The sequence below is a fragment of the Salipiger mucosus DSM 16094 genome (genome assembly GCF_000442255.1).
Classification (GTDB): domain Bacteria; phylum Pseudomonadota; class Alphaproteobacteria; order Rhodobacterales; family Rhodobacteraceae; genus Salipiger; species Salipiger mucosus.
Map to the genome: position 1 here is coordinate 190,196 of NZ_KE557279.1, position 23,410 is coordinate 213,605.

Sequence of the window (23,410 nt, forward strand, 5' to 3'; positions counted from 1 at the left end):
CCGCGATAAAGCAGGCAGGACACGCCCCTGCCCACAGCCGGACCTTTCGTGACCCGCTACCTCGCTCCCCTGCTCTTCGGCCTCATCGGCGCCGCCATCCTGGTGGGGCTGGGCACGTGGCAAGTGCAGCGCCTTGGCGAGAAGGAGGGCATCCTCGCCGAGCGCGAGGCGCTGATCCACGGCGCGCCGCAGCCCCTGCCCCGGACGATCGCCCCCGAGGAGCAGCGCTATCGCCCCGTGGAACTCTCGGGCGAGATCCTGCCCGGCGCCCTGCGCGTCCTGGTCAGCCGCAAGCAGATCGGCCCGGGCTACCTTGTCGTCTCGCCGTTCCGCACTGACGACGGGCGCCTCCTGCTTCTGGACCGCGGCTTCACGCCGGTCGACAACCGCGATCTCGCGCCGCGCAGTGGACCGGCCCAGGTGACGGGCAACCTTCACTGGCCGGACGAGCGCAACGCCTCGACGCCTCAGAACGACATCGCGGGCAACACCTGGTTCGCCCGCGACATCGGCCCCATGGCCGAGGAACTGGGCACCGAGCCTCTGCTGGTCGTCGCGCGCAAGATCACGCCCGCGGACGCCGCGATCGAGCCGCTGCCCGTGGACACGAGCAACATTCCGAACGATCACCTGCAATACGCCATCACCTGGTTCTCACTGGCAGTGGTGTGGCTGGGCATGACCGCCTATTGGATATGGCGGAGAGCGACCACGAGGGAGACCTGATGCGCTACATCTCGACCCGGGGCCAGGCGCCCGCGCTGAGCTTCGAAGAGGCGATGCTGTCGGGCCTTGCCCGTGACGGCGGGCTCTACGTTCCCGAAACCGTGCCCACCATGAGCGCGGAGGACATCCGCGCCCTGCACGGGCTGAGCTACGAGGAAACCGCCTTTCGCGTGATGCGGCCCTTCGTCGGCGACAGCTTCACCGACGAGACCTTCGGCGACCTGATCGCCAAGGCCTATGCCGGCTTCGGCCACGGTGCGCGCGCGCCCATGGTGCAGCTTGCGCCGGGGCACTTCCTGCTGGAGCTGTTCCACGGGCCGACGCTGGCCTTCAAGGACTTCGCGATGCAGCTCATCGGGCAGCTCTTCGAGGAGGCCCTGACCCGGCGCGGCGAACGGGTGACCATCGTCGGCGCCACCAGCGGCGACACCGGCAGCGCGGCGATCGAGGCCTTCAAGGGGCTCGACGCGGTGGATGTCTTCATCCTCTACCCGCACGGACGCGTGTCCGAGGTGCAGCGCCGCCAGATGACCACGCCGACCGAGGCAAACGTCCATGCTGTCGCGCTCGACGGGCATTTCGACGACTGCCAGGCGCGGCTGAAGGACATGTTCAACGACTTCGCCTTCCGCGACGAGGTGCGGCTGGCGGGCGTGAACTCGATCAACTGGGCGCGGGTGCTGGCGCAGGTGGTCTACTACTTCTCCGCCGCCGTGTCGCTGGGCGCGCCTGACCGCAAGGTCAGCTTCACCGTGCCCACCGGCAACTTCGGCGACGTCTTCGCCGGCTACATCGCCAAGAAGATGGGCCTGCCCATCGACAGGCTTGTCGTGGCGACCAACCAGAACGACATCCTGCATCGCTGCCTGACCTCGGGCGACTACGTCACCTCCGAAGTGCACCCTTCGGTCTCGCCCTCCATGGACATCCAGGTCAGCAGCAACTTCGAGCGCGTGCTCTTCGACGCTTACGGCCGCGACGGAAATGCCGTGGCACAGCTCATGGACGAGCTGAAATCCGGCGGCGGCTTCCACGTCAGCCAGGGCGCGCTGCAGGCCCTGCGCGAGCATTTCGAGAGCGGCCGCGCCTCCGAGGACGAGACACTGGCCACGATCAAGGCCGCACGCGCCAGCATGGGCGAGCTGCTGTGCCCCCACTCGGCGGTGGGCGTGAAGGTGGCGGACGAGCACCGCGCACCGGACACACCCATGGTGACCCTCGCCACCGCCCATCCCGCCAAGTTCCCCGACGCGGTCGAGCAGGCCAGCGGCATCCGCCCGCCCCTGCCCGAGCGCATGGCCGACCTCTTCGACCGGGAGGAGCGCATGACGCGCGCGCCCAACGACCTGTCGGCCCTCGAAACCCTGATCCGAGAGCGTATTCCCCAGTGACAGTCGACCTGACCACCCTGCCCAACGGCATGCGTGTCGTCTCCGAGCGCATGCCCTCGATGAAATCCGCCGCCATCGGCGTCTGGGTCACCGCAGGTGGCCGCAACGAACGCCCCGAGCAGAACGGCGTGGCGCATTTCCTGGAACACATGGCCTTCAAGGGCACCAAGACCCGCAGCGCGCTGCAGATCGCCGAGCAGATCGAGGACGTGGGTGGCTACATCAACGCCTATACCTCGCGCGAGGTGACGGCCTACTACGCCCGCGTGCTCGAGAACGACACCAGGCTCGCGGTCGAGCTGATCGCCGACATCCTGCGCAATCCGGTCTTCGACAACCGCGAGATCGAGACCGAGCGCGGCGTCATCCTGCAGGAAATCGGCCAGTCGCTCGACACGCCCGACGACGTGATCTTCGACTGGCTGCAGGAGCGCGCCTATGCCGACCAGCCGTTGGGCCGCACGATCCTCGGCGAGACCGAGAACATCCGCCGCTTCGGCAAGGGCGATCTTTCGACCTTCGTCGAGGAGCATTACGGCCCCGAGCAGCTGATCCTCTCGGCGGCCGGTGCCGTCGATCACGAGGCGCTGGTGGCCCAGGCCGAGGCGCTCTTCGGCGACATGGGCAGCCGCAAGGCCACCGGCCCCGAGCCCGCGCGCTTCACCGGCGGCGAGATGCGCCGCGAGAAGGCGCTCGAACAGGCGCACATGGCGCTGGCCTTCGAGGCGCCGGGCTATCGCGATCCCTCGTTCTTCACTGCGCAGATCTACTCCATCGCGCTGGGGGGCGGCATGTCCTCGCGGCTGTTCCAGGAGATCCGCGAGAAGCGGGGCCTGTGCTACACGATCTTCGCGCAGAGCGGAGCCTATGCCGACACCGGGCTGATGACGATCTACGCCGGCACCGGGGGCGAGGACCTGCGCGATCTCGCGACGCTGACCATCGACGAGATGAAGCGCGCCGCCAGCGACATGACCCCCGAGGAGGTCGCCCGTGCCCGGGCCCAGATGAAGGCCGGGCTGCTCATGGGCCTGGAAAGCCCCGCGAGCCGCGCCGAACGCATGGCGCGGATGATCCAGATCTGGGGCAAGGTGCCCGCGATCGAGGAGACCGTGGCGCGCATCGACAACGTCACCACCGGCGACGTGCGGCTTTTTTCCGAAAGCATGGCAGCCGAGTCGTCCGCGGCGCTGGCGCTTTACGGGCCCGTCGGCAGCGCCCCCGATCTCGGGGAGTTGCAGGCGCGCAGGGCGGCGTGATGCTGGCACGGCGGCGCAAGCTGAGGCTCGAGACCGAGCGTCTGACCCTGCGCCCGCCGCACCACGGCGACTACACGGGCTGGGTGTCCCTTCGGCTGGAGAGCCGCGCGTATCTCGAGCCCTGGGAGCCCTCCTGGGCGCCCGACCACCTGTCGCGGCGAGCCTTCACGAACCGCGTCTACTGGGCCAACCGCTCGATCACGGGCGAAACCGCGCTGCCGCTCTTCCTCGTGCGGCGCGATGACCAGGTGCTGGTGGGGGCGATCACGCTCGACAATATCCGCCGCGGGCCCGCGCAGTCGGGCACGCTGGGCTACTGGACGGGCCAGCCCTTTGCCCGCCAGGGATACATGCGCGAGGCCATCGCCGGCGTCGTGCATCACGCCTTCGAGCGCATGGACCTGAGCCGGATCGAGGCCGCCTGCCTGCCCGAGAACGTCGCCTCGCGCGGGCTGCTCGAGCGGTCGGGCTTCAAGTACGAGGGCGTCGCGCAGAGCTACCTGCAGATCAACGGCCGCTGGCGCACGCATGTCCTTTATGCCGCGCTGCGCGGCGACCGGCGCGGGCGCACGCAGGTCGGCTGAGGCCCCGCCACTGCGCAAGGATTGCGCAACGGTGTGGCCTCCCCGACTTGAAGGCGGGTGTTCACGCGACTGTCAGACGCGACCGCGCCGCTTTACGTTAGGGTCAGGTGCAGAGACACCGGAGCCCCTCATGCGACACCTCGTCCTGATCGCCAGCCTCCTCTGCCTCGCCCTGCCGGCGACGGCGCAGGAGACGCGCCGCCCGTCCCACTGCATCGCCATCGCCGACGCCGATCCGGGCATCCGCTACCTGCACAAGGCCTCGTGGACCGAGCCGGTGCCGGAATATTCCGTGCGGATCCACTACATCGCCCATGCCTCCTTCCTCATCCAGACGCGCGGCGGGCTGGAGGCTGTGACCGATTTCACCGGCTTCATCGGCAATGCCGACCTCATCCCCGACGTGGTGACGATGAACCACGCCCACGACACGCACTGGACCGCCAATCCCGACCCGGCGATTCCGCATGTCTTGCCGGGCTGGGGGGAGGAGTTCGGCGCCGGGATCGACCACTACCTCGACCTCGGCGAGATGCTGATCCGCAACGTCTCGACCGACATCCGCTCGGGGCGCGGCGGGGCGGAGGAGGATGGCAACTCGATCTTCGTCTTCGAAGTCGAGGGGCTCTGCATCGCGCATCTCGGTCACCTGCATCATGAGCCGAACGAGGAGCAATACGCGGCACTGGGGCGCGCGGACGTGCTGATGGTGCCGGTGGATGGCGGCATGACCATGCCGCTCCCGTCGATGGTGCGCGTGGTCGAGCGGCTGCGCAGCTCGATCATCCTGCCGATGCACTGGTTCTCGGGTTACGCGCTGGAGCGCTTCCTCGAGGACGTTTCGGACACCTTCGCGGTGGACCGCCGCAGCGATCCGGAAATGGTGGTGAGCCTGCGCGACCTGCCCCCGCGCCCGACCGTCGTCGTGTTGCAACCGCAGTGGCTGCGCGACCCCGGCTGAGGCGAAGCCGCAAAAGTCTTCGAAGACTTTTGCAGATTCCTTTGAAGGAATTTCGGCCGCGCCGCGAGGCTTGGCATCCGCGCCGAAACGGATAAGTCTTCCCGCGCAGGAGGACACCCATGACACTGAACCCCGCCGACGACGCCTTCGCCGAGACCCTTGCCGCGCAGCTGCCCGAGGGCACCCTGCGCCGCGCCGAGCCGCGCCACCTCGAGGAGCCGCGCGGGCGCTGGACGGGCGTCTCGGAATGGGTCGCCCTGCCCCGCGACACCGACGAGGTCGCGACGATCCTGCGCGCCTGCAACGCGGCACGGGTGGGCGTGGTGCCGCTGGGGGGCGGGACCGGGCTCGTGGGCGGACAGGTCGCCCCTGAGGGCACGCCCGCACCGCTCCTGCTGTCGCTGGAGCGCATGAGCGCGGTGCGCTCCGTCCATCCCGAGGAAAACGTCCTGATCGCCGAGGCGGGCGCCGTGCTGGCCGACGTGCAGGCGGCGGCGCGCGAGGTGGACCGGCTCTTCGCCCTCTCGCTGGCCTCGGAGGGGACGGCGCGGATCGGCGGGCTGCTCGCCACCAACGCCGGCGGCGTGAACGTGCTGCGCTACGGCAACGCCCGCGACCAGGTGCTGGGGATCGAGGCCGTGCTGCCCGACGGCAGCGTGCTGCGCGGGCTCAAGCGGCTGCGCAAGGACAACACCGGCTACGACCTGCGCAACCTGCTGATCGGCGCCGAGGGCACGCTGGGCGTCATCACCGCAGCGAGCCTGCGGCTGGCCGCCGTGCCTGCCGCGCAGGGCACCGCGCTCATGGTTGTCGAGAGCCCCGAGGCGGCGCTTGCGCTGCTGGCCATGGCCCGGTCGCAGATCGGCGAGGGCATCAGCGCCTTCGAGCTGATGTCGCGCACGGGCTTCGACTTTCTCGCGGAAACGCTGCCCGAGGTGCGCCAGCCCTGGGACGAGCCGCCGGAATGGTGCGTGCTGATCGAGCTGGGCCTCGCACGCGGGCTCGACCCGGCGGAGGCGCTGGAGACGCTCTTTGCCGAGGCGCTCGAGGCGGGGCTGGTGCGGGACGGCATGGTGGCGCAGTCCGACACCCAGCGCGGCGAGTTCTGGGCCATGCGCGAGCGCATGCCCGAGGCCAACCGGCTGGTCGGCGCGATCTCGTCGCACGACATCTCCCTCCCGCTTGGCGCGGTCGCCGCGTTCATCGAACGTGGCGCGCCGCGGCTGGCCGAGATCGGCGAATTCCGGATCAATGCCTTCGGGCACCTGGGCGACGGCAACCTGCACTACAACGTCTTCCCGCCGCGCGGCGGGCGGCGCGAGGATCACGTGTCCCAGCGCGAGGCGATCAAGCGAACGGTGCATGACCTCGTGCACGAGATGGAAGGCTCGGTCAGCGCCGAGCACGGCGTCGGGCGGCTGAAGGTCGAGGACCTGGAGCGCTACGGCGATCCGGCGCGGCTGGCGGCGATGCGGGCGATCAAGGCGGCGCTGGACCCGGCGGGGATCATGAACCCGGGCGCCGTGCTGCGCCGCGAGGCCGGCTAGGCACGCCGCCTGCGGCGGCATGCCGTTTGGATATTTGCAGCCAGAAGATGCCCCGCGCGCGGCGCCTCAGTTCGACGCGACGCGGAAGACGCAGCCGTCGGAGACGAGCTGCGGGGGCGTGAGGCAAAGCCCGCGGGCGACGCCGAAGGCCGCGAGGACCTTGGGCACGTAGTCGCGGGTCTCGGCGTAGGGCGGGACGCCGTCGTGTTTCGGGATCGAGTTCTCGCCCGCGTTGTAGCCCGCCAGCACGAGGATCGGGTCGCCGTCGAAGCGCTCCATCAGGAAGTCGAGGAAGGCCACGCCGCCACGGATGTTGTCGACCGGATCGAGCGCATCGGAGACGCCGAAGCGCGCCGCCGTGGCGGGCATGAGCTGCATCAGGCCCTGCGCGCCTGCACCGCTGACCGCGTCCGCGCGGCCGCCGGATTCCACCGACATCACCGCCAGCGCCAGCGCGGGCGAGACCCTGGTGCCCACGGTGGCCTTCAGCAGCTCGATGCCGTGCGACGCGGCAAGACCCTGCAGGTCCTGCAGCCGCGGCTCCGCGACACGGCCGCCGCTGGGCGGGTTGCCGAGTTTGACCAGCGCGGGCTCGAGCCGACCGGGGCCACTGTCGTTGAGCGCGGGCGAGACCGCCTTCCAGAACCAGTCGTAGCGCCCCTGCCCGGCCTCGCGGCCGGATGTGCCTCCGGCCGAGGGCTGCGCCGGCGGGGGCGCGGGCGCGCGCGGGGCCGGGGCGATCTGCACGGTGATGCGCTTTCGCGTGCCCGGCTCCGGCGGGGTCACGCGCTTCGCGGAGAATTCCGGAAAGGGCGTCGGCTCGGCCGGGAGCGGCCCGGCGCAAAGGACCGACGTCACGGCCAGCCCGGCCAACATGCGTCGCATTGCTCGATCTGCCTCTGATCTTGTCGTTGCCGCCAGCATCGCACAATCGGGCAGGCGCGGCCAAGATCGTCGCCGGATTCGCACCACGGATGTGGCAGATGCGCCCTGAAGCGGAGGGCCAGAAAGGCCGAATCGTCCGAAATCGATATATTTATAAAGCCCAATCAATGGCTTGCTTGTTTTTTCCCCTGAAAATTACGGGACTGCAAAAACAAACCATTCGCGCCCAACTCATGCCACGTTCCGGGAGCTTTATGACCTCATACCGCAACGGGGACGGGCAAGTGAGAGAGGCCCGAACAGGATCCGAAGCGGTCAGGAGACAAACGGAACGCAGAGACTGGAGAGAGACTATGCAGAAATTCATCAACACCTTCCGCAAGGACGAAGACGGTGCCGTGACGGTCGACTGGGTCGTGCTGACCGCTGCCGTCGTGGGCATGGCAATCGCCGCCTACACCACCATCGAGACCAACGCGAATACCCTGATCAGCTCCGCGGGCACCGCGGTCGGCGACCAGGACGACTTCTGAGGCTCTGCAGCTAAACGCTGCGTGACCTGACCGGCGCGCCGGGCCGTCCCCGGTGCGCCACCCCACAAGACGCCCCCGCCGGGGCAGAGACCGGAGAGAGACTATGCAGAAATTCATCAACACCTTCCGCAAGGACGAAGACGGTGCCGTGACGGTTGACTGGGTCGTGCTGACCGCTGCCGTCGTGGGCATGGCAATCGCCGCCTACACCACCATCGAGACCAACGCGAACACCCTGATCAGCTCCGCGGGCACCGCGGTCGGCGACCAGGACGACTTCTGAGGCGCTGCAGCTAGACGCTGCGTGACTTGATCGGCGCGCCGGGTCGTCCCCGATGCGCCACCCTAGGAACCGACGCCCCGCCCGGGCTGCGAGTGGAGAACCGAAATGCAAAAATTCATCAACACCTTCCGCAAGGACGAAGACGGTGCCGTGACGGTCGACTGGGTCGTGCTGACCGCTGCCGTCGTGGGCATGGCAATCGCCGCCTACACCACCATCGAGACCAACGCGAACACCCTGATCAGCTCCGCGGGCACCGCGGTCGGCGACCAGGACGACTTCTGAGTCTTTCATGCGTGACATTGCCCGGCCCGCCAGTCCGGCGGACCGGGCCTATCCAGCTGAGTTTCACTGCGAGACGGCACCATGCAGGAATTCCTCGAATTTTTCCGCCATGACGAAACCGGCGCGGTCACCGTGGACTGGGTCGTCATCACGGCGGCCGTCGTCGGAATGTCCGCGATCTCGTTCTTCGTGATCGAAGACAACGGCACTGCCCTGATGAACTCCGCCGCCACGGCGGTGGCGGACCAGGACGACTTCTGAGCCGCATTGCGCTCCGGCGTGGCACCGAACGAGGCTGTGGCCAGAAGGCACGGCCTTCTTATCGTTTCGGTAATAGCCCAAGGCACCCGGCCGGGGCATTCGCCGCACAAGAACCCCGCAAGCGACCTTTTTTGACCACAATGCGCGGTCAGGACTGCCATTGATCGCGTGTCGAGAACGCGCATCGGACGGACACCGCAGCAGACCCCGAAAGGACAGAGAACCATGCGACTGGTATTCGGACTTGTGCTGATCGTGGGGCTCGGCCTGGCCGGGTTCGCGGTCTACATGGCTCAGAACTACATCGGTGCCTACCAGACGGCGCTGCAACAGGAACGCGAGAAGGCGGTGAAGGCCGTTCCCACGCAGCCGATCTTCGTGGCCACCCGCGCGATGATGCACGGTGAGCGGCTGACCGCCAAGGACGTGAAACTGGCTCCCTGGCCCAAGGAAATCCTTCCCGAAGGCTTCTTCGACGCCGAGACGCCGCTCTTCGAGGACGGCGACGAGCCGCGCTTCGTGGTGCGCCCGATGGAGGCCAACGAGGCGATCCTGGCCGTCAAGGTCAGCGAACCGGGCGGCTCGGCGGGCCTGACCTCGCAGCTCGAGCCCGGGCAGCGCGCCTTCGCGATCAAGGTGGACGTGGCAACCGGTGTGTCGGGGTTCCTTCGCCCCGGCGACCGGGTCGACGTCTACTGGACGGGCCGCGTGCCCGGCGCCGACCGCAACCTGCCCTCGGGCGACGTAACCAAGCTGATCGAGACCGGCGTGCGGCTGATCGCCATCGACCAGTCGGCCAACGCCGAGAACTCGGAAGCGAGCAACGATCTCAAGACCGTCACCGTGGCCGCGAGCCCGCAGCAGGTGGCAAGCCTCGCACAAGCGCAGAGCACGGGCCGGCTGTCGCTGTCGCTGATGGGCGCCAAGGACACCACCGTCGCCGAGGCCATCGAGGTGAACCAGAGCACGCTGCTGGGACTGAGCCAGCGGGAACAGACGGTCGAGAAGGAAACGGTCGAAGTCTGCAGCACCCGCGTGCGCCGCGGCTCGGAAGTGGTCGAGATCCCCATCCCCTGCACAAACTGAGCGAATTCAGATCGTTGACGTGGGGGCGCCGTGATGCGCCCCCTTTTCACGACATGCGGAAAAACCGCGTCTGTTGCGCGTTATCCACATAAGCCTTTCCGCCGAAGTCGTTGATTATTGCATAAAATCGGAAACTGCCGCACAGTCCGGTCAACTGCAGGCCCCAAGACCTGCGATCGAGGCGTGATCGAAAGGCAGGTCACATGAACATCGACGGATTTCTGAAGGCGGCCCTGGTGGGTCTCACCCTCGGCACGAGCCCGCTTGCGCTCGATGCACGGGCCGAGAACCTGCGGGTGGTGCGCACCGGCACCGAAAGCGTGCTGAGCGTGCCGATGAACCGCGCCGTGGTGGTCGAAAGCGACGAGCCCTTCGCAGAGCTGTCCATCGCCAACCCCGCCATCGCCGACATCTCGTCGCTGTCCGATCGCACGATCTACGTGCTGGGCAAGACGCCGGGCACGACGACGCTCACGATTCTCAATGCCAACGGCCAGCTCATCACCAACGTGGACGTGCGGGTGGCCGCGGATGTCACCGAATTCAAGGAGCGGCTGCGCCAGATCCTTCCCGGCGAGACCATCGAGGTGCGCACCGCCAACGACGGCATCGTGCTGTCCGGCACGGTATCGAGCATCCAGAAACAGCAGCGCGCGCTGGAGCTTGCCGAGCGCTACGCGCCCGAACGGGTCTCGAACCTGATGACCGTGGGCGGCGTGCAGCAGGTCATGCTGAAGGTCCGCTTCGCCGAGATGGAGCGCTCGGTCGCCAAGACGCTGCGCTCGTCGCTTTCGGTTGCCGGTGACCTGCTGGGTGGCGACGTCGGCATCAATACCGAGACAGGAACCTGGCTGGACGGATCGAACGAGCTCGGCTCGGGCGTCAGCGTGAACAGTGAAACCGAGGGCGCCATGCTCCTGGGCTTCGACGCCGGCGCGCTCGAGGTGGGGATCCTTCTCGAGGCGCTGGAAAGCAAGGGCGTCGTGCGCACCCTGGCCGAGCCGAACCTGACCGCGCTGTCGGGACAGGAAGCGAAGTTTCTCGCGGGCGGCGAATACCCGGTGCCGGTCTCGCAGCAGGACGGCATGATCACCGTCGAGTTCAAGCCCTTCGGCGTTGAGCTGAACTTCACGCCACGGGTCGTCGACGAGGACCTCATCAACCTCGAGCTCGAGGCGGCGGTCTCCTCGATCGACCCGGACAGCGGCTTCGATCTTGAGGCGATCCGAATCGACGCCTTCCGGCGCCGCGAGACCTCGACCACGGTCGAGATGCGCGACGGCGAGAGCTTTGCCATCGCGGGGCTCCTGCAGGACGATTTCCGCGACGTCAACGGACAGGTCCCCTGGCTGGGCGACATCCCGGTGCTGGGCGCCCTGTTCCGCAGCGCCGAATATGAACGGCAGCAATCGGAGCTGGTCATCATCGTGACCCCGCACCTCGTGACGCCCACTCGCGGCGAGGCGCTGGCACTGCCGACCGACCGCATCAAGCCGCCGTCGGAAAAGGATCTTTTCCTCTACGGCCGGACTGCCTCGGACGAACGTGCCCCCGTGCGCGGCGCGGCGGGCGAGGTTGCCAAGCAGGACTTCTCCGGGTCCTATGGCTACGTGATGGACTGAGCGGATGCAGGGGCAGAGCATGATCAGGATTTCCTTGGCGCTGGCCTCGCTTGGCCTGATCGGCGCATGCAGCGTGAGCAACGATCCCACCACCCGCCAGTTCTACGAAGAGGCCGGCTCGATCACCGACAATGGTGATTTCGGCAACGCCACGATGAACAACACGCAGATCATGAACGGCGAGAAAGCCTACGTCTACGATCTGTCCAAGCGCTTTGCCGACGAGGTGACGAGCACCGTCACCTTCGCCTTCAACAGCGCGACGCTCGAGCCCGCCGCGATCAACACGCTGCGCGAACAGGCCAATTTCATCCGCCAATTCCCCGAACTGACCTTCCGCGTCTACGGCCACACCGACCTCGTCGGATCGCAGGCCTACAACAAGGCGCTCGGTCTGCGCCGGGCACAGGCGGTGGTGCGATTCCTTGCCTCGCAGGGCATCTCGACCTCGCGGCTCGAGGCCGTCGTTTCCTACGGAGAGCAGCAGCCGCTGATCTTCACCGAGACCCGCGAACGCCGCAACCGCCGCACCGTGACCGAGGTTTCCGGCTGGGTCGCCGGCCATCCCACGGTGCTCGACGGGCGCTATGCCGAGGTGATCTACCGTGATTACGTCCGCAGCGCCGAGCCCCGCTCGACGCTGACCGGCATCACGGGCGGAGACTTCCGACCCGACAGCTGACGCCGCCCGTTCATCGTCAGAGAATACCGTACAATTACGATTTTTCGGCCCCAATGTTGCCCACATTGCCGGCCACCTTGGCCCTAGACGGGAGTGCCAGGTCCGACCTTCGAGTCGGCCATGGCCCCTCCCGGAGAGCCAGGATGGCAGCGCGTGCGGTGCCTCGATGTCCTCGTCTCTTCGGGCAGGTGTCCCCAAAGGCAAAGGACGACAGGCAATGACGAGTACGACACCTGCGCATACTCAGCCGGCTCCGATCGTGGCCTGCACGATCAGTCGCGACGTGCAGAACTTCGACCTGCTCATCGAGGACATGGAGACGCTGCTGGGCGAAGGCTGGGGCGATCTCGGCTTCGGTGAGGCGCTCGCCTTCCTGGCACAGCCCGACGCGGAAGGTCTCGAATTCGTGGCACTGGCGATGGACGAGGAGGACGAGGAACAGCTCGCGCTGCTCTCCGAGGTCATCCAGGCGGCCAAGTTGCGCGATATCCGCGTGATCCTCATCGCCGAGGACGTGACCCCGGCGGCCCTGCACCAGCTCCTGCGGGGCGGCGCCGACGAATTCGTCCCCTACCCGCTTCCCGAGGGCGAGCTTGCCACGGCGGTCGACCGGGTGCGCCGCATGGCGCAGGCGCCCGATCCGGCCGCGCAACAACCGGGCCGCGACGGCGTCAAGCTGCGGGGTGGCGGCGACGGCGTGCTGATCGCCGTGCAGGGCATGGCCGGGGGCTGCGGCGCGACCACGCTGTCGGTGAACCTCGCCTGGGAACTTGCCACGGTCTCCAAGGAGAACGCCCCGCGCGTCTGCCTGATCGACCTCGGCCTGCAATACGGCTCGGTCGCCACCTACCTCGACCTGCCCCGGCGCGAGGCGGTCCTCGAGCTGCTGAGCGACATGGAGAGCATGGACGGCGACAGCTTCGGCCAGGCGCTGGTCACCTACGAGGACAAGCTGCAGGTCCTGACCTCGCCTGCCGACGTGGTGCCGCTGGACATGCTGAGCGCCGAGGACGTGAAGGCCCTGCTGGACGTTGCCCGCGAGTATTTCGACTTCGTGATCGTCGACATGCCCACGACGCTGGTGCAGTGGACCGACACGGTCCTCTTCGAATCGCAGGTCTGGTTCTCGGTCGTCGAGCTCGACATGCGTTCGGCCCAGAACACGATCCGCCTCAAGCGCTTGATGCAGTCCGAGGACATGCCCTTCGAGAAGCTGCGCTTCGCGCTGAACCGCGGGCCCAAGTTCACCGACCTGCAGGGCAAGAGCCGCGTCAAGCGCATGGCCGAGAGCCTTGGCATCGACCTCGGCCTTCAGTTTCCTGACGGCGGGCGTGTCGTGACGCAGGCCTGCGACCACGGCCAGCCGCTGGCCGTACAGGCCGCGAAGAACCCCCTGCGCAAGGAAATCGCCAAGCTTGCCGCAGAGCTGCACGCCATCGGCGCGTCCGAGGCCGAAGCGGCCTGAGAGGAGCCTGACAGATGTTTTCCCGCTACAAGAAGTCCCCGGTCAAGGACGCGACGCCGATCTCGCCGGCCAACACGGCCCCTGCCCCGGCGGACAAACCGCGGACCGAGGCAGACGCCGCCCGCCCACCCGCCGCGAAGCGCAAGCCGAAGCCGGTGAAACCGGCCGAGGTCGTCCCGCAGGACAAGGAGAAGCGCCGCAAGGAGCGCCTCGGCGAGATCAAGGTCGAGCTGCACCGCGCGCTTCTGGACAACCTCAACCTCGCCGCGATCGACCAGGCCAGCGAGAAGGACCTGCGCGAGGAGATCGCCGCGATCGCGGTCGAGACGCTGCAGGAAAAGGGCGTCGTGCTGAACCGCGACGAGCGGCAGACCCTCAACCAGGAGCTCTACGACGAGGTCAAGGGCCTCGGCCCGCTGGAGACGCTGCTGCAGGACGACACGGTGTCGGACATCCTCGTGAACGGCCCGCACCAGATCTTCATCGAGCGCAACGGCAAGCTCACCCTGTCGGACGTCACCTTCAAGGACGAGCGCCACCTGCTGCGGATCATCGACAAGATCGTCTCGGCCGTGGGCCGGCGCGTCGACGAATCGAACCCCTACGTCGACGCGCGCCTCGCCGACGGCTCGCGCTTCAACGCGATGGTCCCGCCCATCGCGGTGGACGGCAGCCTCGTGTCGATCCGGAAGTTCAAGAAGGACAAGCTGTCCATCGACGACCTCGTGCAGTTCGGCGCCTTCACCGAGGAGATGGCCGTCTACCTGCAGGCTGCCGTCTCCACCCGGCTGAACGTGATCGTCTCGGGCGGCACGGGCTCGGGCAAGACGACGACGCTCAACGCGCTGTCGTCCTTCATCGACGACAGCGAGCGCATCCTGACCATCGAGGACACCGCCGAACTCCAGCTGCAGCAGAGCCATGTCGGCCGCATGGAAAGCCGTCCCGCCAACGTCGAGGGCAAGGGCGCGGTCTCGCCGCGCGACTGTCTCAAGAACGCGCTGCGGATGCGTCCCGACCGCATCATCGTGGGCGAGACCCGCGGCGAGGAGGTCATCGACATGCTGCAGGCCATGAACACCGGCCACGACGGCTCGATGACCACGATCCACGCCAACAGCGCCCGTGACGGCATCTCCCGTCTCGAGAACATGATCGCCATGGCCGGCGTCGAGATGCCCCTCAAGGCGGTGCGCAGCCAGATCGCCTCGGCCGTGCATCTCATCGTGCAGGCCAGCCGCCTTCAGGACGGCTCGCGCCGGATGACCTCGATCACCGAGGTCACGGGCATGGAGGGCGAAGTGATCTCGATGCAGGAGATCTTCCGCTTCCAGCGCGTGGGCCTCACGCCCGACAACAAGATCATCGGCCATTTCACCGCGACCGGCGTGCGCAGCCACTTCTCGGAACGCTTCCGGATGTGGGGCTTCGACATCCCGCCCTCGATCTACGAACCCTTCCGCCCGGAGTAAGCGCCCATGCTGTCCGCAGAACCCATCATCTACGGCCTGATCTTCGTCGGCGTCCTCGTCATGGTCGAGGGCGTCTACCTCGTGGCCTTCGGCAAGTCGATCCGGCTCAACAGCAAGGTGAACCGGCGGCTGGAGATGCTCGACAAGCACCAGAACCGCGAGGAAGTGCTGGCCAAGCTCCGCAAGGAGATGGACCAGCACATGAAGTCGCGGGGCATCCCGCTCTACTCGCTGCTGGCCGACAAGGCGAACCAGGCGGCCATCGCCTTCACCCCCAACCAGCTCATCCTGATGATGGCGGGCGTCAGTGTCGCGGCCTTCCTGGGCCTGACCATCGGAACCGAGGCGGGGCTGGTCGTGCGCCTCGTCATGGGCGTCGCCATGGGCGTGGGCGGCGTCTACATGTGGGTGAACAACAAGGCCAAGAACCGTCTCGCCATGATCGAGGAACAGCTTCCCGACGCGGTCGAGCTCATGGTGCGCTCGCTGCGGGTCGGGCACCCGTTCAGCTCGGCGATCCAGATCGTCTCGAAGGAGATCAAGGACCCGCTGGCGACCGAGTTCGGCATCATCGCGGACGAGTCGACCTACGGTCGCGACATGGGCGAGAGCCTCAAGCACATGGCCGAGCGCATCGGCCTGCAGGACCTTCGCTTCCTCGCGGTGGCGGTGACGATCCAGCAGACCTCGGGCGGCAACCTTGCCGAGATCCTCGAGGGGCTCGCCAAGGTGATCCGCGCGCGCTTCCGCCTGTTCCGCCGGGTCAAGGCGATCACCGCCGAAGCGCAGTGGTCGGGCAAGTTCCTGTCGGGCTTCCCGGTCGCGGCGCTCATCGTCATCCAGGTCACCGACCCGCACTACTACGACGAGGTGCTCGACCACCCGTGGTTCATTCCCGCCTGTTTCCTCGTGGCGATCTTCCTGGCGCTGAACCTCATCGTCATGCGCATGCTCGTCAACATCAAGGTCTGAAAGGTATTTCACCGTGGACGCACTGAACGCCCTGCTCGTCGACCTTCTGGGGCCCGCCGGCCCGCTCATCGCGATCGCGGGACTCGCCTTTGTGCTGATCCTGGCCAGCATCCCGCTGATGATCGCCAGCCGGCCCGACCCGATGGACAAGCTCAAGAAGCAGGGGCGCGAGCGGCTGGACGCCGAGACCAAGGCGATCCTGCGCGACAAGCGCCGCAACGCGAAACTGAACAAGTACGCCCAGTACCTCGAGCCCAAGAACGCCGAGGAACTCGGCGAGATGCGCCTCAAGCTGCTGCAGGCGGGCTACCGCACGCGCGATGCCGTGCGCTACTACTACCTCTCCCAGATGGTGCTGGGGCTGGGTCTGCTCGCGGCGGGCACGGCCTATTACTTCATGTTCATCGACGGCCCCGCCGCGACGATGCAGCAGAAACTGATGTATATCCTCGGCCCCGGCGGCGCGGGCTACCTGGCGCCGAAATACTGGCTGACCAAGCGCGTCGAGGAACGCAAGCAGCAGATCGAGCGGGGCTTTCCCGACGCGCTGGACATGATGCTGGTCTGCGTCGAGGCCGGCCAGTCGCTCGACCAGTCCATCGTGCGGGTCTCGCGCGAACTTCGCGCCTCCTACCCCGCGCTTGCCGACGAGTTCGAGATCATCGCCCACGAGATGAAGGCCGGCAAGGACAAGTCCAACGTTCTCAACGACATGAGCGAGCGCTGCGGCGTGCAGGACGTGTCGTCCTTCGTCACCGTGCTGAACCAGGCCTCGAGCTTCGGCACCTCGATCGCCGATGCGCTGCGCGTCTACGCCTCGGAAATGCGTGACAAAAGGGTCATGCGTGCCGAGGAAGCCGCAAACAAGTTGCCGACAAAGATGACGCTGACCACTATGATGCTCACGGTGCCGCCGCTGCTGATCATCCTCGTGGGTCCGTCCGTGGTGAGCATCTCGGAACTGGGACAACTCGCCGGCAAGTGACATGCGCCTACTCATCCTCGGCACGCTGATGCTGACGCTGCTGGCCGCCTGCTCGGGCGGCCGGTTCGCGTCCGAGGACCAGACATACGCCCCCTCGATCGACCCGCGCGGCGAGGCCGTCGACGGCCTGCTCGTCGGTCACCGCCTGATGGCTGCCGGCCAGGCCGAGCTCGCACTCGAGGCCTACACCCGCGCCGCCGGCGCCCGCGGGCTGACGGGCGAGGTGCTGACCTCGCTCGGCTCGGCCAACCTCGCGCTCGGCCGGCTCAACCAGTCCGAGGACCTGCTGCGCCGCGCGGTGGATACCGAGCCCGAGTGGCCCGAGGCCTGGAACAATCTCGGCGTCGTTCTGATCGAGCGCGGCAAGACCGGCGAGGCCGCCGAGGTCTTCCGCCGCGCCTACGCGCTGGACAATGGCGAAAGTGACGCAATCCGGGACAATCTGCGCTTGGCGCTCGCAAAATTGCAAAATCGCGGCTATGGTCAGGGCCAAGAACAAGACTACAGGCTGGTGCGACGGGGCAGCGGGGAATACCTCATCCGCAGCACACAGTAACGAGGCAAGAGCAGTAAAAGGACGCACGAAATGCGCCACACCATTCTTGTGGGCCTCTGCATGGCAGGGGTCTTCGGTCTTTCCGCCTGCGACAAAGCCATCGACAAGGACGCCGTGGATCGCGAGTTCTCGGGCGTCAACGCCATCGACGGGGCCGACCTGAACGACGTCATGCTGACCGTCGGCGATCCGAACGAGGCCGTCGCCTACTTCCAGCGCGCCGATGCGCAGGACAGCGGACGCATCGACCTGATGCGCGGGCTGGCCAAGTCGCTGGTGCGCGCCAAGCGCCACCAGGAGGCCGCCATCGCCTGGGCCAAGGTCGTGGACCACGAGGAGGCCACCAGCGACGACCGCGTGGCTCTGGCCGACGCGCTCATTCGCAACAACGACTGGGACCGCGCCGAACAGACGCTGGATTCCATCCCGCCCACGCACGAGACCTACAAGCGCTACCGGCTCGAGGCGATGATCGCCGACGCCAACCAGGAATGGGACCGCGCCGACAGCTTCTACGAGACCGCCGTGGGCCTCACCACCAAGCCGGCGAGCACGCTGAACAACTGGGGCTATTCCAAGCTCACCCGCGGCGACTACGCCGAGGCGGAACGGATGTTCTTCGACGCGATCCGGCAGGATCCCAAGCTCTTCACCGCCAAGAACAACCTGATCCTCGCGCGGGGTGCGCAGGGCAACTACACCCTGCCCGTGCTGCAGATGACGCAGGTCGAACGCGCCAAGCTGCTGCACTCGCTGGGCCTCGCCGCGGTCAAGCGTGGCGACGTCGAGATCGGCAAGGGCCTGTTGCGCGACGCGATCGAGACGCATCCGCAGCACTTCGAGGCCGCGGCAACCTCGCTCGCGGCGCTGGAAAACACGGTCACCACGCGGTAGGGCAATGCTGGCACTTTCCGCACAGGCGGCGGCATGGTTCCTGCCCTTCGTCCTGCCGATCTGCCTCTGGGTCGCCTATACCGACATGAAGTCGATGCGCATCACCAACAAGGCAGTGGTGACGCTCTTCGCGGTCTTCGTTGTGGTGGGGCTGATCGCCCTGCCCCTCGACGCCTACCTCTGGCGCTACCTGCACCTCGGCGTGGCGCTGGTGGCGGGCATGGCGCTGAACGCGGGCGGCGTGATGGGCGCGGGCGATGCCAAGTTCATCGCCGCCGCCGCGCCTTTCATCCACCTAGGCGACCTGCGCTTCGTGCTGGCGCTCTACGCGGCCTGCCTGCTGGCGGCCTACGTCGCCCATCGCATCGTGCGCGCCACGCCGATCCGGCGCCTCGCGCCGGACTGGGACAGCTGGTCCGCGGGCAAGCGATTCCCCATGGGCCTTGCCTTGGGGCCGACGCTCGCAATCTACCTCGGAGCGGGCCTCGCCTTCGGAAAGTGACGCGCGGCCGCCGCGCTCAGGCCTCGGCGACGATCTGCGCCACGAGGTCGCGAAGGTCTCCGAAGTAGCCGTCGGAGCGCGCGGGCTGCATCGGGTCCGAGGTCACGCAGATTACCATCTCGCGCGCGGGCACGACCGCCAGCATCTGTCCGCCGTAGCCCCGGCCATAGGCCACCTCGGCGCCGTCCATCGTCGTCAGGAACCAGCCATAGCCGTAGCGGTCGCCCGACCAGGGCGAGCGGGCGCGCGGCTCCCACGACCGGGCGATCCACTCGGCGGGCACGACCTGCTCGCCCTGCCAGCGGCCTCCGTCCAGCACCATCTGCCCGACCCGCGACAACCCGCGCGGGCTCAGCGCCATCTCGTTGCCGCCAAGGTAGCGCCCCTGCGGATCGCGCACCCAGGGCGGCACGACGATGCCCAGCGGATCGGCCATCCAGTCGCGTGTCAGCGCCAGCAGGCTCTGCCCTGTCAAGCGCGACAGCACCGCGCCCAGGATGTGCCAGCCGCCGGTGGAATAGATGAAGCGACCGCCGGGCTGCCCCTCCGGCTCCCGGTCGAGGATGTAGTCCACCCAGTCACCGCTCGAGACCCAATTGCCATAGCTCGCCCCCGAGGTGCGCACGAGCCCCGCCTGCATCGACAGCAGGTGCCCGACGGTGACATCGTCGCGCGCGTCGCCAGTGGCCGGCCGCCCCAGCAGCGGCAGAACCCGGGCATCGACGCTCTCGATCGCGCCGCGCTCCAGCGCGATGCCGGTCAGCAGCGCAACAAGCGTCTTGGAGACCGACTTCACGTTGGCCACGCGGTCGAGCCCGTCGCCGCGATAGGCCCGGGCGAAGACCTCCTCGCCGCCGCGCCGCACGACGAGCGCGTGCAACTGGTCGAGCCCCTCGGCGCGCGCCGCGAAATCGGAACTCTGCGCGGCAAGCACCGCGGGCGTGGCGACTAGCGCGGCACCGCCCCAAAGGACGGCTCTGCGGGACGGGCGGCGGGTGGCGGGATCTGGATCAATGCTCATGCCTGCCAAGAGACGCCGCGCGGCGCCGATGACAACCCACACGGCTTCACGACCGCGTGGGCCCGCTCCGGCTGCGCGGCATTTCCCAACCCGCGCCCCGCTCTCGCCACAAAGCGGTTGTTTCCTGCGCGGGAACGAACGAACGGGGCCAAGCCGAAATGAACATGGAGTCCAGCGCCGTCGTGGCGCCGCCCGCACCGAAACGGATCGAGGACATGGGCCTGCCCCTTGTCTTCATGCGGGACATCGTGCTCAAGACCATCTTCCGCAAGAACGCCAACACGGTCAGCCTGCTGGCCAAGGCGACCTGTCTGCCCATCGGCGTGGCCAAGGAGCTCATCGATGCGGCCCGCACGCAGGGGCTGCTCGAGGCCATGGGCACGCTCAGCGCAACCGCCGCCGGCAACGAGATGTCCTACCAGCTCACCGACAGCGGCAAGGCCCGGTCGCTCGACGCGCTCGCGCAGTCGGAATACTTCGGCGCCATGCCGGTGCCGCTCGAGGCCTACCGCGAGCAGGTCGAGCGTCAGTCGATCCGCAACGTGCAGATCACCCGCGAGCAGCTGGTCGGCGCCATGGGCCACCTCGTGCTGCCCGACCAGCTCATCGCCCACCTCGGGCCCGCCGTGGGCTCCGGCCGGTCGATCCTGATGTACGGCCCCCCGGGCAACGGCAAGTCCTCGATCTCGAACGGGATCCGCGACGCCATGGGCGACCGGATCTACGTGCCGCGCGCGATCGAGTATTCCGGCCAGGTGATCTCGGTCTACGACCCCATCGTGCATTCCGCGGCCGAGGATTCGGCGCAGCAGACCTCGGGCCTGCGCCGCACGAACCGCTACGACATGCGCTACGTGCTCTGCGACCGCCCCACCGTCATCACCGGCGGCGAGCTGTCGCTCAACATGCTCGACCTCGTCTACAACCCCACCGCGCGCACCTATCAGGCCCCGCTGCAGTTCAAGTCGACGGGCGGGATCTTCATCGTCGACGACCTCGGTCGCCAGGCCGAGCCGCCGCAGAAGCTGGTGAACCGCTGGATCGTCCCGCTCGAGGAGAACAAGGACATCCTCGCCCTTCAGTCGGGCGAAAAGTTCGAGGTGCCCTTCGACACGCTGGTGATCTTCTCGACCAACTTCCACCCGAACGAGATCTTCGACAAGGCGGCGCTGCGCCGGATCTTCTTCAAGATCAAGATCGACGGCCCCAGCCAGGAGGACTTCCTCAAGATCTTCGCGCTGGTGGCCCGCAAGAAGAAGATGCAGCTCGACGAGGCCTCGCTCGTGCACCTTCTGAAGAACAAGTATCCGACCATCGACAACGTCTACGCCAACTACCAGCCGGTGTTCCTGATCGACCAGATGATCGCGGTCTGCGACTTCGAGGGCTGGCCCTACAGGATGACGCCCGAGCTGGTCGACCGCGCCTGGGCCAACATGTTCGTCAAGGACGAGGTCATCGTGAAATGACCCTCTGGGGCCGGTGCAAAAAACTCGGCAAAAAGTGCCGGATTACCGCTTGACGGTCCGGCCGGTCTGCCATAATCAGCGCCTCGGTCCGGCGGAGTAGCTCAGGTGGTTAGAGCAGCGGAATCATAATCCGCGTGTCGGGGGTTCAAGTCCCTCCTCCGCTACCAAAATCCCGAAAAGCCCTGTTCATCGCATTCCTCAAGCAGGGAACGACAGACGGGTACGCTCCCTCGTCTCTTGTGAAATTCCGCCACCCCGAGGCGCGCGCCACCAAGCAACGCGTGGCGCTTCAGACGGTGTGCGCCGAGCCGAGGCGGCCTTTCTTCTCGGCCGCCTTTCCACGCCGCCGCACGCGCGACAGCACGAACCCCGAGCCGAAGCAGGCCAGCTCACCAACGGTCGTGACCACCCGGAACACCAGCGCCCCCAGCAGCACGTCCGCCGATGCCGAGGCGCCTCCCAGAAGCGCGGCGATCAGGGCTTCGCGCGTGCCGATGCCCCCCGGTGCGCCGGGCGTGGCGTAACCCGCGACCCAGGCCGCGATGCCGACGGCCATGGACAGGACCACCGACGTCTCCGCGACCAGCTGGAGGACCGCCGCGAATATACCGGCAAAGACGAGCATGAAGAGGGTCGCAAGGCAGACCGGTGCGAGAACGGCGCGCAGGGCCAGGCCCTTGGCCTTGCGCCGCAGAAGCAGGCTCATGCCGAACCCGGCAAGCCCGACCCCCAGTGCAATCCCGGTCCAGATCGCCGCCACGGTCGTGCCCAGCGCCTCAGCGATCCCGCCGACGGGTAGGACCGGCAACAGCAGCAGCAGGGCCAGCATGGCGCCCATCGGCGTCACGATGAGTTCGAGCACGCTGGCCCGGGTCAGGTCCGCCTTCGAGAGCGGCCCGCCCCGCAGCCAGACGGCGTGCCCGATGACATGCGCCACGTTCCCGGGCAGGTACCGCGCGACCAGGGTTCCGGTGTAGGAGGGCCAGCTGCGCGACCGCGGCTCGGGGCCGAACAGGCCCACGATCCGGTGCCAGCCCTCGGCCAGCAGGTAGAGCGCCGCGCCGTAGGCCAGCGCGAGCGCCGTCAGCCCCGCCAGTACGCCGGCCGAGGGGCGCCACCCGGCCAGGTCCGACCGATGTTCGAGCAAGGCGTGCCCGAGAAAGACCAGCGAGCCGGCGACGAAGACCACGCCGACCGTCTTGGCAATGGCCGGAAGGCGGCTCATTCCCGCCCTGCCGGCCGCGTCAGGAGCGTCGTCTCGTCCGGATAGGGCAAGGCGGGCGTCAGGCCGCGCAGCCGCCGGGCGCTCAGCCCGCTCTGCGCGATCGCACGCCGGTAGCGTGTCCGACCGCTATTGTCGAAGACGATCATGCCCCCCTCGGCCAGGTGCCGCTCCGCGTGGGCCAGGCAGGCGTTCCGGGACCGGCCGTCGATCACGATCAGATCGTAGAGCGCGTCTGCGCCCGCATCGATTTCGCGCGCGTAGGCGGAGAAGCTCACGCCCGCCGACCCCGATTTCTCGGAAAGGTAAAGGCTGTCGGACGACGGCGCGGCATCGGGCGCGACGAGGCGCAGGTCGACAGGACACGCGATCGGGAACCGTCCCAACGCGTCCTGCATGCGGTCGTACCAGCCGCGGTGATGCTCGACGCTGGTGACCGAGCCCGCCCGGCGCGCCAGCCACAGGGTGCTGGCCCCGGAGCCGTATTCGAAGACGCGCGCGCCGGGGCGCTCGCGCAGGAACCGCTCGACCGCGTCGATGGCGTCGTAGGACCACCACGGCACGTCGAGCGCCACGAGCGCCTCGAGGTCGTGGATCGCGCCGAGCGACAGCATCCAGTGTGCCAGGCGCGAGGTCTCGCCGCGCGCCTCCAGCCAGCGGCGAAGCCCGATCTGGCCAGAGGCAGCGGCCAGCCCTCGCGCCGAGACAACGTATCCGTTCTTGAGGGTGTTCGTAACGGTCATGCTC

General features: G+C 67.7%; 25 protein-coding genes and 1 tRNA gene. 22 read left to right on the plus strand and 4 right to left on the minus strand.

All coding sequences use genetic code 11. The annotated features are described in order from the left end of the window. The first annotated feature begins 48 nt into the window (after nucleotides 1–48). From SALMUC_RS18190 to SALMUC_RS18215, 6 genes are all read left to right on the plus strand, one after another. Nucleotides 49–726 (plus strand): SURF1 family protein, encoded by a 678-nt coding sequence (locus SALMUC_RS18190; RefSeq protein WP_020039075.1) that lies wholly within the window; start codon nucleotides 49–51, stop codon nucleotides 724–726. Beyond that, complete coding sequence (gene thrC / locus SALMUC_RS18195; RefSeq protein ID WP_021120596.1) at nucleotides 726–2,117, plus strand: threonine synthase; 1,392 nt, start codon at nucleotides 726–728, stop codon at nucleotides 2,115–2,117. The genes SALMUC_RS18190 and thrC overlap by 1 nt, the downstream gene beginning before the upstream one ends. Continuing rightward, the gene (locus SALMUC_RS18200) at nucleotides 2,114–3,376 is read left to right on the plus strand and encodes a M16 family metallopeptidase (RefSeq protein WP_020039073.1); all 1,263 of its coding nucleotides are present in this window, start codon (nucleotides 2,114–2,116) and stop codon (nucleotides 3,374–3,376) included. Before thrC ends, SALMUC_RS18200 begins: the two co-directional genes overlap by 4 nt. Continuing rightward, nucleotides 3,376–3,960: a GNAT family N-acetyltransferase gene (locus SALMUC_RS18205; RefSeq protein WP_020039072.1), complete on the plus strand. Its 585-nt coding sequence runs from the start codon at nucleotides 3,376–3,378 to the stop codon at nucleotides 3,958–3,960. The genes SALMUC_RS18200 and SALMUC_RS18205 overlap by 1 nt, the downstream gene beginning before the upstream one ends. A gap of 130 nt (nucleotides 3,961–4,090) precedes the next feature. Then, nucleotides 4,091–4,921, plus strand: a complete 831-nt coding sequence (locus SALMUC_RS18210; RefSeq protein WP_020039071.1) for an MBL fold metallo-hydrolase — start codon at nucleotides 4,091–4,093, stop codon at nucleotides 4,919–4,921. 119 nt (nucleotides 4,922–5,040) lie between these two features. Further along, entirely contained in the window at nucleotides 5,041–6,468 is a 1,428-nt protein-coding gene (locus SALMUC_RS18215) for an FAD-binding oxidoreductase (RefSeq protein WP_020039070.1), read from the plus strand. 66 nt (nucleotides 6,469–6,534) lie between these two features. Here the strand turns inward: SALMUC_RS18215 and SALMUC_RS18220 are convergent, their stop codons facing one another. Further along, nucleotides 6,535–7,344, minus strand: coding sequence for a lytic transglycosylase domain-containing protein (locus SALMUC_RS18220; RefSeq protein WP_020039069.1), 810 nt, complete (start codon nucleotides 7,342–7,344; stop codon nucleotides 6,535–6,537). Nucleotides 7,345–7,706: 362 nt separating this feature from the next. Between SALMUC_RS18220 and SALMUC_RS18225 the strand changes: the two genes are divergently transcribed. From SALMUC_RS18225 to SALMUC_RS18290, 14 genes are all read left to right on the plus strand, one after another. After that, nucleotides 7,707–7,886, plus strand: a complete 180-nt coding sequence (locus SALMUC_RS18225; protein WP_020039068.1) for a Flp family type IVb pilin — start codon at nucleotides 7,707–7,709, stop codon at nucleotides 7,884–7,886. Between the two features lie 103 nt (nucleotides 7,887–7,989). Further along, nucleotides 7,990–8,169: a Flp family type IVb pilin gene (locus tag SALMUC_RS18230; RefSeq protein WP_020039068.1), complete on the plus strand. Its 180-nt coding sequence runs from the start codon at nucleotides 7,990–7,992 to the stop codon at nucleotides 8,167–8,169. 105 nt (nucleotides 8,170–8,274) lie between these two features. After that, a complete protein-coding gene (locus SALMUC_RS18235) occupies nucleotides 8,275–8,454 on the plus strand; it encodes a Flp family type IVb pilin (RefSeq protein WP_020039068.1) in 180 nt (59 codons plus the stop codon). 81 nt (nucleotides 8,455–8,535) lie between these two features. After that, nucleotides 8,536–8,715 (plus strand): hypothetical protein, encoded by a 180-nt coding sequence (locus tag SALMUC_RS18240; protein ID WP_020039067.1) that lies wholly within the window; start codon nucleotides 8,536–8,538, stop codon nucleotides 8,713–8,715. Nucleotides 8,716–8,940: 225 nt separating this feature from the next. Continuing rightward, nucleotides 8,941–9,801 (plus strand): Flp pilus assembly protein CpaB, encoded by an 861-nt coding sequence (gene cpaB, locus SALMUC_RS18245; RefSeq protein ID WP_020039066.1) that lies wholly within the window; start codon nucleotides 8,941–8,943, stop codon nucleotides 9,799–9,801. A gap of 203 nt (nucleotides 9,802–10,004) precedes the next feature. Next, entirely contained in the window at nucleotides 10,005–11,423 is a 1,419-nt protein-coding gene (locus SALMUC_RS18250) for a type II and III secretion system protein family protein (protein WP_020039065.1), read from the plus strand. A gap of 19 nt (nucleotides 11,424–11,442) precedes the next feature. After that, the gene (locus SALMUC_RS18255; protein WP_245584722.1) at nucleotides 11,443–12,105 is read left to right on the plus strand and encodes an OmpA family protein; all 663 of its coding nucleotides are present in this window, start codon (nucleotides 11,443–11,445) and stop codon (nucleotides 12,103–12,105) included. A 217-nt stretch (nucleotides 12,106–12,322) separates the two neighbouring features. Beyond that, on the plus strand, nucleotides 12,323–13,570 hold the full coding sequence (locus tag SALMUC_RS18260; RefSeq protein ID WP_021120600.1) for a CpaE/TadZ family protein: 1,248 nt from the start codon (nucleotides 12,323–12,325) through the stop codon (nucleotides 13,568–13,570). A 14-nt stretch (nucleotides 13,571–13,584) separates the two neighbouring features. Continuing rightward, the gene (locus SALMUC_RS18265; RefSeq protein ID WP_020039062.1) at nucleotides 13,585–15,042 is read left to right on the plus strand and encodes a TadA family conjugal transfer-associated ATPase; all 1,458 of its coding nucleotides are present in this window, start codon (nucleotides 13,585–13,587) and stop codon (nucleotides 15,040–15,042) included. 6 nt (nucleotides 15,043–15,048) lie between these two features. Next, nucleotides 15,049–16,014 (plus strand): type II secretion system F family protein, encoded by a 966-nt coding sequence (locus SALMUC_RS18270; protein ID WP_020039061.1) that lies wholly within the window; start codon nucleotides 15,049–15,051, stop codon nucleotides 16,012–16,014. A gap of 13 nt (nucleotides 16,015–16,027) precedes the next feature. Beyond that, nucleotides 16,028–16,999: a type II secretion system F family protein gene (locus tag SALMUC_RS18275; protein ID WP_020039060.1), complete on the plus strand. Its 972-nt coding sequence runs from the start codon at nucleotides 16,028–16,030 to the stop codon at nucleotides 16,997–16,999. Between the two features lies 1 nt (nucleotide 17,000). Continuing rightward, nucleotides 17,001–17,555 carry a tetratricopeptide repeat protein gene (locus SALMUC_RS18280; RefSeq protein ID WP_020039059.1) on the plus strand — a complete coding sequence of 185 codons (555 nt, stop codon included), beginning with the start codon at nucleotides 17,001–17,003 and terminating at the stop codon, nucleotides 17,553–17,555. A gap of 30 nt (nucleotides 17,556–17,585) precedes the next feature. Further along, nucleotides 17,586–18,449: a tetratricopeptide repeat protein gene (locus SALMUC_RS18285; RefSeq protein WP_020039058.1), complete on the plus strand. Its 864-nt coding sequence runs from the start codon at nucleotides 17,586–17,588 to the stop codon at nucleotides 18,447–18,449. 4 nt (nucleotides 18,450–18,453) lie between these two features. Further along, nucleotides 18,454–18,951 (plus strand): prepilin peptidase, encoded by a 498-nt coding sequence (locus SALMUC_RS18290; protein WP_020039057.1) that lies wholly within the window; start codon nucleotides 18,454–18,456, stop codon nucleotides 18,949–18,951. 16 nt (nucleotides 18,952–18,967) lie between these two features. Here SALMUC_RS18290 and SALMUC_RS18295 read toward each other — a convergent pair whose 3' ends face one another. Beyond that, nucleotides 18,968–19,972 carry a serine hydrolase domain-containing protein gene (locus SALMUC_RS18295; protein WP_051155945.1) on the minus strand — a complete coding sequence of 335 codons (1,005 nt, stop codon included), beginning with the start codon at nucleotides 19,970–19,972 and terminating at the stop codon, nucleotides 18,968–18,970. A 158-nt stretch (nucleotides 19,973–20,130) separates the two neighbouring features. On the opposite strand from SALMUC_RS18295, the gene SALMUC_RS18300 reads away from it, so the two are divergent. Further along, a complete protein-coding gene (locus tag SALMUC_RS18300; protein ID WP_020039055.1) occupies nucleotides 20,131–21,441 on the plus strand; it encodes a P-loop NTPase family protein in 1,311 nt (436 codons plus the stop codon). 90 nt (nucleotides 21,442–21,531) lie between these two features. Next, a tRNA-Met gene (locus SALMUC_RS18305) sits at nucleotides 21,532–21,608 on the plus strand. Between the two features lie 122 nt (nucleotides 21,609–21,730). Here the strand turns inward: SALMUC_RS18305 and SALMUC_RS18310 are convergent. Continuing rightward, entirely contained in the window at nucleotides 21,731–22,666 is a 936-nt protein-coding gene (locus SALMUC_RS18310; protein ID WP_021120602.1) for a hypothetical protein, read from the minus strand. Next, nucleotides 22,663–23,406, minus strand: a complete 744-nt coding sequence (locus SALMUC_RS18315; RefSeq protein WP_020039053.1) for an O-methyltransferase — start codon at nucleotides 23,404–23,406, stop codon at nucleotides 22,663–22,665. The genes SALMUC_RS18310 and SALMUC_RS18315 overlap by 4 nt, the downstream gene beginning before the upstream one ends. Nucleotides 23,407–23,410: the final 4 nt, after the last annotated feature.

Excerpts from the sequence above, each read along its gene's own strand:
- thrC (WP_021120596.1), top strand. The coding sequence starts at position 726 with ATGCGCTACATCTCGACCCGGGGCCAGGCGCCCGCGCTGAGCTTCGAA.
- SALMUC_RS18205 (WP_020039072.1), top strand. The coding sequence starts at position 3,376 with ATGCTGGCACGGCGGCGCAAGCTGAGGCTCGAGACCGAGCGTCTGACC.
- SALMUC_RS18210 (WP_020039071.1), top strand. The coding sequence starts at position 4,091 with ATGCGACACCTCGTCCTGATCGCCAGCCTCCTCTGCCTCGCCCTGCCG.
- SALMUC_RS18215 (WP_020039070.1), top strand. The coding sequence starts at position 5,041 with ATGACACTGAACCCCGCCGACGACGCCTTCGCCGAGACCCTTGCCGCG.
- SALMUC_RS18220 (WP_020039069.1), bottom strand. The coding sequence starts at position 7,344 with ATGTTGGCCGGGCTGGCCGTGACGTCGGTCCTTTGCGCCGGGCCGCTC.
- SALMUC_RS18225 (WP_020039068.1), top strand. The coding sequence starts at position 7,707 with ATGCAGAAATTCATCAACACCTTCCGCAAGGACGAAGACGGTGCCGTG.
- SALMUC_RS18230 (WP_020039068.1), top strand. The coding sequence starts at position 7,990 with ATGCAGAAATTCATCAACACCTTCCGCAAGGACGAAGACGGTGCCGTG.
- SALMUC_RS18235 (WP_020039068.1), top strand. The coding sequence starts at position 8,275 with ATGCAAAAATTCATCAACACCTTCCGCAAGGACGAAGACGGTGCCGTG.
- SALMUC_RS18240 (WP_020039067.1), top strand. The coding sequence starts at position 8,536 with ATGCAGGAATTCCTCGAATTTTTCCGCCATGACGAAACCGGCGCGGTC.
- cpaB (WP_020039066.1), top strand. The coding sequence starts at position 8,941 with ATGCGACTGGTATTCGGACTTGTGCTGATCGTGGGGCTCGGCCTGGCC.
- SALMUC_RS18250 (WP_020039065.1), top strand. The coding sequence starts at position 10,005 with ATGAACATCGACGGATTTCTGAAGGCGGCCCTGGTGGGTCTCACCCTC.
- SALMUC_RS18255 (WP_245584722.1), top strand. The coding sequence starts at position 11,443 with ATGATCAGGATTTCCTTGGCGCTGGCCTCGCTTGGCCTGATCGGCGCA.
- SALMUC_RS18260 (WP_021120600.1), top strand. The coding sequence starts at position 12,323 with ATGACGAGTACGACACCTGCGCATACTCAGCCGGCTCCGATCGTGGCC.
- SALMUC_RS18265 (WP_020039062.1), top strand. The coding sequence starts at position 13,585 with ATGTTTTCCCGCTACAAGAAGTCCCCGGTCAAGGACGCGACGCCGATC.
- SALMUC_RS18270 (WP_020039061.1), top strand. The coding sequence starts at position 15,049 with ATGCTGTCCGCAGAACCCATCATCTACGGCCTGATCTTCGTCGGCGTC.
- SALMUC_RS18280 (WP_020039059.1), top strand. The coding sequence starts at position 17,001 with ATGCGCCTACTCATCCTCGGCACGCTGATGCTGACGCTGCTGGCCGCC.
- SALMUC_RS18285 (WP_020039058.1), top strand. The coding sequence starts at position 17,586 with ATGCGCCACACCATTCTTGTGGGCCTCTGCATGGCAGGGGTCTTCGGT.
- SALMUC_RS18290 (WP_020039057.1), top strand. The coding sequence starts at position 18,454 with ATGCTGGCACTTTCCGCACAGGCGGCGGCATGGTTCCTGCCCTTCGTC.
- SALMUC_RS18295 (WP_051155945.1), bottom strand. The coding sequence starts at position 19,972 with ATGAGCATTGATCCAGATCCCGCCACCCGCCGCCCGTCCCGCAGAGCC.
- SALMUC_RS18300 (WP_020039055.1), top strand. The coding sequence starts at position 20,131 with ATGAACATGGAGTCCAGCGCCGTCGTGGCGCCGCCCGCACCGAAACGG.
- SALMUC_RS18310 (WP_021120602.1), bottom strand. The coding sequence starts at position 22,666 with ATGAGCCGCCTTCCGGCCATTGCCAAGACGGTCGGCGTGGTCTTCGTC.
- SALMUC_RS18315 (WP_020039053.1), bottom strand. The coding sequence starts at position 23,406 with ATGACCGTTACGAACACCCTCAAGAACGGATACGTTGTCTCGGCGCGA.